The 6,452-nt window shown below is 69.3% G+C and carries 7 protein-coding genes; 3 read left to right on the top strand and 4 right to left on the bottom strand.

Annotated elements, in window-relative coordinates; genetic code table 11:
- Nucleotides 1–4: 4 nt before the first annotated feature.
- From ABZ848_RS39445 to ABZ848_RS39460, 4 genes are all read right to left on the bottom strand, one after another.
- A complete protein-coding gene (locus ABZ848_RS39445; RefSeq protein WP_360839841.1) occupies nucleotides 5–1,723 on the bottom strand; it encodes an ABC transporter substrate-binding protein in 1,719 nt (572 codons plus the stop codon).
- 173 nt (nucleotides 1,724–1,896) lie between these two features.
- Nucleotides 1,897–1,989 (bottom strand): Ms4533A family Cys-rich leader peptide, encoded by a 93-nt coding sequence (locus ABZ848_RS39450; protein WP_360839843.1) that lies wholly within the window; start codon nucleotides 1,987–1,989, stop codon nucleotides 1,897–1,899.
- Between the two features lie 56 nt (nucleotides 1,990–2,045).
- The gene (locus ABZ848_RS39455; RefSeq protein WP_360839845.1) at nucleotides 2,046–3,632 is read right to left on the bottom strand and encodes a DUF3152 domain-containing protein; all 1,587 of its coding nucleotides are present in this window, start codon (nucleotides 3,630–3,632) and stop codon (nucleotides 2,046–2,048) included.
- A gap of 8 nt (nucleotides 3,633–3,640) precedes the next feature.
- Entirely contained in the window at nucleotides 3,641–4,723 is a 1,083-nt protein-coding gene (locus tag ABZ848_RS39460; RefSeq protein ID WP_360839847.1) for an alpha/beta hydrolase, read from the bottom strand.
- 173 nt (nucleotides 4,724–4,896) lie between these two features.
- On the opposite strand from ABZ848_RS39460, the gene ABZ848_RS39465 reads away from it, so the two are divergent.
- The 3 genes from ABZ848_RS39465 (at nucleotide 4,897) to ABZ848_RS39475 (ending at nucleotide 6,350) form a co-directional block, all read left to right on the top strand.
- Entirely contained in the window at nucleotides 4,897–5,121 is a 225-nt protein-coding gene (locus ABZ848_RS39465) for a hypothetical protein (protein ID WP_360839848.1), read from the top strand.
- A 205-nt stretch (nucleotides 5,122–5,326) separates the two neighbouring features.
- The gene (locus tag ABZ848_RS39470) at nucleotides 5,327–5,971 is read left to right on the top strand and encodes a TetR/AcrR family transcriptional regulator (RefSeq protein ID WP_242766139.1); all 645 of its coding nucleotides are present in this window, start codon (nucleotides 5,327–5,329) and stop codon (nucleotides 5,969–5,971) included.
- A gap of 151 nt (nucleotides 5,972–6,122) precedes the next feature.
- The gene (locus tag ABZ848_RS39475) at nucleotides 6,123–6,350 is read left to right on the top strand and encodes a DUF3107 domain-containing protein (protein WP_242766138.1); all 228 of its coding nucleotides are present in this window, start codon (nucleotides 6,123–6,125) and stop codon (nucleotides 6,348–6,350) included.
- Nucleotides 6,351–6,452 lie beyond the last annotated feature (102 nt).

Below are 6,452 nucleotides of genomic sequence, written 5' to 3' on the forward strand. Positions count from 1 at the left end.
AGCGCTACTTGACCGCGACCTGCGAGATGTCAAGGACGCCGGTCCAGTCGCTGATCACGACGTTGCGGATGTCCTTGCCGACCAGGCGCTTGTAGACGGGGTGGAACAGCGGGACGGTCAGCGCCTGCTCGCCGATCTTCTTGTCCAGTGCACCCCACCTCTTGGCGGCCTCGTCAAGATCGGTCAACTTGTTGATCGCGTCAATCTCGGCATTGACCGACTTGTCATTGAGCAGGCCCGTGTTGAAGTTCGCGCCGTCCTTGACGATCTGCCGGCCGTCGAAGATCGGGGCGAGGAAGGGACCGCCGGACGGCCAGTCGGCACCCCAGTGGGCGAGGAAGAAGCCCGGCTCGGTCTTCACGTTGTGGATCGTGTCGGAGTAGTCGTTGTCCTCCAGGCCCTGCAGCTTGACCGTGATGCCGGCCTTCTTGAGCGCGTCCTGGATGGCGGTCGCGATCTCCGGGCTGGTCTCGAAGTCCTTGGCGTTGGAGTGCGTCAGCGTGACGGTGAGCCCGTTCGGGTAACCCGCCTCCTTCAGCAGTTCCTTGGCCTTCGCCGCGTTGCCGGTCTTGCCCGCCGGGAAGAGGTCGTAGGGCTCGTAGCCGAAGGACTTCTGGTTCGGCAGGTAGGTGGTCGCGGCCTCGGCGAGCGCGGAGCCGCCCGCGGCGTTGATCACGGAGGAGCGGTCGACGGCGTACGAGATCGCCTGCCGCACCTTGATGTTGTTGAACGGCTTGACCGTCGGGTTGAACGCTATGTAGTTCGTGTAGCCGAAGTGGCCGGTGCCGACGCGCGAGGCGAGGTCCTTGTCACCGGTCACCTTGGCGAGCTCGGCCGGTCCGAGGTTGGTGTCCGTCGTGACGGCGGTCGCGTCCGTCCCCTGGGACGCCGACAGCCGCTGGTTGATCACGGAGGAGTCGAGCCCCGACTTCACGTCGACCTTGTCCGGGTAGGCCTTGCGCTCGGCGTCCGTCGCGGCCGACCAGTACTTGTTGCGCTCCAGGACGATGTGCTCGCCGTTGTTCTCATTCTCGACGACCTTGTACGGGCCGGACGAGACCGGGTGCTCGGCGTACTTCGTGCCGGTGTCCTTGGCCTTCGGGACGGGCGTGAACTGCGTCTGCGTGGCCAGGTACGGGAACTCGCCCTCGGGCTTGTTCAGGTGGAAGACGATGGTCCGCTCGTCCGGCGTCTCGATCGCCGACAGGCCCTTCTTGTCCTTGTAGGGACCCTGGTAGTCGGCCGCGCCGACCAGCCAGTCCCGCAGGTAGGGCGCGCCACCGGACAGTTCGGGCGCGAAGGAGCGCTCGATGCCGTACTTGATGTCGGCGGACGTGATCGCCGTGCCGTCCTCGTACTTGAGGCCCTTCTTCAGGGTGTACGTCCACACGGTCGCGTCCTTGTTGGGACGCCCGGTGTCGGTGGCGAGGTCCGGGACGACCTTGGCGCCGGCCGCGCCGGCCTCGCGGTTGCGGGTGGTGAGCGTACGGAAGACCAGGGACGGGACGTTTCCGCCGCCCGAGGTGTACAGCCGGGCCGGGTCGAAGTTCTCCTGCGGGCTGGAGTTCAGCACCGTCAGGGTGCCGCCCTTGTGCGGCGTGGAGTCGCCACCGGAGCCCTTGGCATCGTTGTCCTTGGGCCCGCAGGCGGCGGCGCCCGCTGCCAGAACAAGGCCTACGGATACCGCGGCCACTCGGCGCGCTGTGTCGGACGGTTGACGCATCGGAATGACGACCTCTCGGATGGTTCGGACCCCTATGGCCCGAATAGTGAGACGGATTGACGAGGAGTGAGACGGAAGCGAACAGACCTCTGCCCGGGCGTCAGGTCGTCGAAAACCGTGACCCAGTCACGGAAGGGGAAAGAAATCGCGACGCGAACGCCAGAGGGCGGACGTCAGCGACAGTGGATGTCGGCCACGCAGAGCGGGGTCACGCCGATGAGCGCCAGCTCGATGGCGGCGCGTGCGATGGCGTGGGGGGTCGACATGCCCAGAAATATGTATGAACTTTCTGCGCATGTCAACGTGACCTATGTGGCTCCTGTCAACTCCTGGGATACGGCCAGGGGTTGGGCAGACAGTGGATCCCGTCGTGGTCGAGGAACTTGGTCTGCTGCTGCATGACCGGCGCGAGCTGACCGTCCTTGCTGCAGGTGACATGGCTGTAGCCGAGCCTGTGACCGACCTCATGATTGATCAACATCTGCCGGTACGCATGGATCTGATCACCGTATGTGGTTGATCCCTGTGCCCATCTGTACGCATTGATCATGACGCGCTGGGTGGAGGCCGAATCGCAGGACACGTTGTCCTCGGTGGTGTCCAGGCCGGACTTGGCGCACCAGGTCGCGGTGGTTCCGGGGCTGGCGAGGGTGATCACGAAGTCAGGTTTGCCGGTGGAGACGCGCTCGAAGGTGCGGGCGCCGTCGTGGGCCCAGCTCCGGTCGTCGTTGAGCGTCTTCTGCACGGCCTGCGCGAACAGTGCGCCGTCGAGGCCGAGCCCCCGCTCCACGTCCACGCGGTAGGTGTACTTCTGGCCCTTCCCAGGCGCCTTGTCGGTCCCGGGGATCGCGTCGAACTTCCCTGATCCCTTGAGCGTGGCGCTCAACGTGTACTTCGTGTCCATCTTCTGCGCGTACGTCAATGTCGCGACGCTCGCCGACGAGGACGGCGTCGGCCGGCCTTCCCCGCGCGAGGACGAGTCGCGCACGTCCCGCGCCTGGTCGGTGGCCGACTGCGTCCCTATGGCCGAATCGTCGCGCCCGTGCGTGACCTGACCGGCGACCACGACGGCCAGCACGGTGGTGACGGCGGCGGCCGCGATCCCGGTGAACGTCCGCCCCTTGGCCCCCTTGGCCTGCGCGGGCACACCGCTCGGCGGCGGGTCGTCGCCATCGCCCTCCGCGTCGGACGCGACGCCGACTCCGGTGCGGGGGTCCCAGTCGGTGACGGAGGCGTAGGGGTCGGAGGGGTGCGTGGAGGTGGCGGCATGCGTGGAGAGGTACGCGTCCGAGGCGTGCGACGCGGAGGCGCCGCCACGGGGAGCGAATACGTCGACGTCCTCGCCGTCACCGTCGCCGAACGCATCGAGATAGTCCTGCCGAGGTCCGCCAGGAGGGGTCTGCCGCTGCCGGGGAATGGCAGCCCCGGATCCGCCAGCAGGCCCGTACCCGGCTCCCGGCCGCCCCCTCAACTGCCCCCAGCCGCCTCCGCCTTCACGCTGCTCGGGATGCCCACCACGAACCTGGGGAACACCGCGGGCGGGCGTGCCGTCGGCGTAACGCGGCACACCATGCGCGGGCGTCCCGTCCGGCAGCCGCGGGACACCATGGGCAGGCGTCCCGTCAGGAAAACGCGGCATCCCACGCGCGGGCGTCCCATCCGCCGTCCTCGGCACTCCACGCGCAGGCGTGCCATCCGCCGTCCTCGGCACCCCACGAGCCGGCGTACCGTCCGGCAACCGCGGCACCCCACGCGCGGGCGTCCCGTCCGCCGTCCTCGGCGCCTCGGAGCCCCCAGGCCTCACTGATCTCCCGGAACCCTCAGTCCCCCGGGCCCCCTTGCCCCCGTCTATGTCCCCTGCGTCACCCTTCGCGGCGGCAGCACCCCCGCGGCGGCTGTGGCGTCCCACGTCGGCCCTCAGCTCCCCGCGCTCTCGGCTGCGGACTGGTCCCCGTCGACGGCCGCCGTACCGTCGACCGAAGCCGAGGCCCTGTTCACGGCCGCCGTACCGTCCACCGAGCCCCCGCCGACCGCCCCGGCCGCCAACTCCCCGGTCTCCCCGAGGAGTTCCACGAACGCGCGGGCCACCGTCTCCGGGTACTCCATCATCGCCACGTGTCCCGCCTCCGGCAGGGTCAGGAGGCGGGAGTCCGGGAAGGCGCGGGCCGCCTTCCGGGCCATGCGGAAGCCGACGAGCTGGTCGCGGCCGCCGTAGACGAGGAGCGTCGGCGCGAGGACGCGCTCGGCCTGGCGCCACAGCCCGTGCTGGCCGCCCAGCGTGTACGCGTTCACCACCCCGCGCGCGGAACGCGCCATCGCGTCCCAGAAGTACGGCAGTTGGAGCCGCCGCTCCATCTCCTCGACCGCGTTGCGGAAACCTTCCGGCGACACCCGCCCGGGATCGCCGTAACAGAGACCCAGGACCCCGCGGACGCGCTGTTCGGCCGTCCAGCCGCGGGTGTACCGGGTGAAGAACCCGGCGACTCCCGGCAGCGCGAGCAGTGCCGTGGGCACGGCGGTGCGCTGGACGAGGATCTCGGGCAGGGCCGGCGAGACGAGGGTGAGCGTGCGGACCAGGTCGGGGCGGAGGGCCGCCACGCGCGTGGTGACCGCGCCGCCGAGCGAGTTGCCGAAGACGTGCACGGGACCGCGCCCGGCGGAGTCGAGGTAGCGGATCACCGCACGCGCGTGCCCGGTGACCGAGTAGTCGCTGTCGTCCGGCGGCGGGGAGTCGCCGAAGCCCGGCAGGTCGATGGCCTCGCCGTCGACGACGCCCTCGAGCTGCTGCATCAGCTCCGACCAGTTCTGCGAGGAACCGCCGAGGCCATGGACGTACAGCGCGGGCGGCAGCCCCTCGCGCGCGGGTGGTCTCGACCGGATCGTCAGGGTGATCCCGGGCAGTCCGACCGACCTGAGCCGCTCACCCTCGGCGACCCTGACGGGCGCCACCTTCGGCAGCGCGGTGGACGCCGGGACGGACGGCAGCTCGGTCGAAGACATGCGGCAATGTTACGAGACGATCACGTAGAGGCTCATGTGTTCGCCTGTGTTAGCCGTCACAGATCGTACGCGCATCGCATAGCGTCCCGATCGGGTGTCTCCTAGGCTCGTACAGAGGGCACCCGTAGTGGCCCCTGCTTCTTCCAGGGACATTCGTAGGAAGGGAGCCCGACATGGCCATCGACCCCACCGATCCGGAGACCTTCGAGGACCAGGACGCCCAGGAGGCGCCGGAGTTCGACGTCGAGGCCCCGGAGAACGACGCGGCGGAGCAGCACGCCGACGTGTCACCGAACCGTGACGAGCCGCTGGAGGACGTGGACCCGGCCCGGGCGAACGAGGCGGACCTGGTGGAACAGCGCCGAGTGGTCTCCCTCGACGAGGACGACTACCGCTGACGGGGGACACGGCCGCTCGGGAGGGTGCCGCTGAGCTGGAACAAGACGGGTCACTGCCCGCCGCATCCCGTTTTGAAACCCTATGCGCGGCTTTCGCGGCCGTCCGGTCCGTGAAATTCTGCGCTCGCACCGCGCACACCAGGGTTACCGAAAAGTACGATGGCCGCGCGGCGCACACCGCATGTGGACGAATTTTGGAGGCGGCGTGACAGCCATCGAGCAGACAGAGGCGGCACGCCCGCGGGGCACGCGCCTGCCGCGCCGTGCCCGACGGAATCAGCTGCTGGGCGCCGCGCAGGAAGTCTTCGTGGCGCAGGGTTACCACGCGGCCGCGATGGACGACATCGCCGAGCGCGCCGGCGTCAGCAAGCCGGTGCTCTACCAGCACTTCCCGGGCAAGCTCGACCTCTACCTGGCCCTGCTGGACCAGCACTGCGAGTCACTGATCGGGGCGGTGCGCGGCGCGCTCGCGTCGACCACCGACAACAAGCAGCGCGTACGGGCGACCATGGACGCGTACTTCGCGTACGTCGAGGACGACGGCGGCGCCTTCCGCCTGGTCTTCGAGTCGGACCTGACGAACGAGCCCGCGGTCCGCGAGCGCGTCGACAAGGTGACGAACGAGTGCGCGGAGGCGATCTGCGAGGTCATCGCCGAGGACACCGGCCTCTCCCGCGCGGAGTCGATGCTGCTGGCCTCGGGCCTGGGCGGCCTCGCCCAGGTGGTGGCCCGCTCCTGGCTGCACAGCGACCGCAGCGTCCCGCGCGACCAGGCGGTTCAGCTGCTGACCTCGCTGGCCTGGCGTGGCATCGCGGGCTTCCCGCTGCACGGCATCGAGCAGCACCACTGACACGCACGCGCGCGTGGGGGCCGTTTGTTCCCGCTCGCTGTTCGCTCCTGGCGTTCAGGCGCGGAGCGTGTACGTCCCCTCACCGGGCTAATGTGTGCTGGGTACGGCGCGGAATGGTCGCGCACTTAATGACCGTCGGAGGGACATAGCCGTGGAGGTCAAGATCGGCGTGCAGCACGCGCCCCGCGAGATCGTTCTGGAGAGCGGTCAGAGTGCCGAGGAGGTCGAGCGGATCGTGGCCGACGCCCTGGCGGGGAAGTCGCAGCTGCTCTCCCTCGTGGACGAGCACGGCCGCAAGGTCCTCGTCCCGGCCGAGCGCCTCGCCTACGTAGAGCTCGGCGAGCCGGCCCCCCGCAAGGTGGGCTTCGGCGCGCTGTAGAAGCAGGCGGACGCCCGTGCCGACGCCCAGCAGCAGCCAGAGCACCATCGCGCCGATCACCCGCGACAGGCTGACCGGCAGCTTGGTCAGGATGATCTGCAT

This window comes from Streptomyces sp. NPDC047081, assembly GCF_040643775.1.
Lineage (GTDB): Bacteria > Actinomycetota > Actinomycetes > Streptomycetales > Streptomycetaceae > Streptomyces.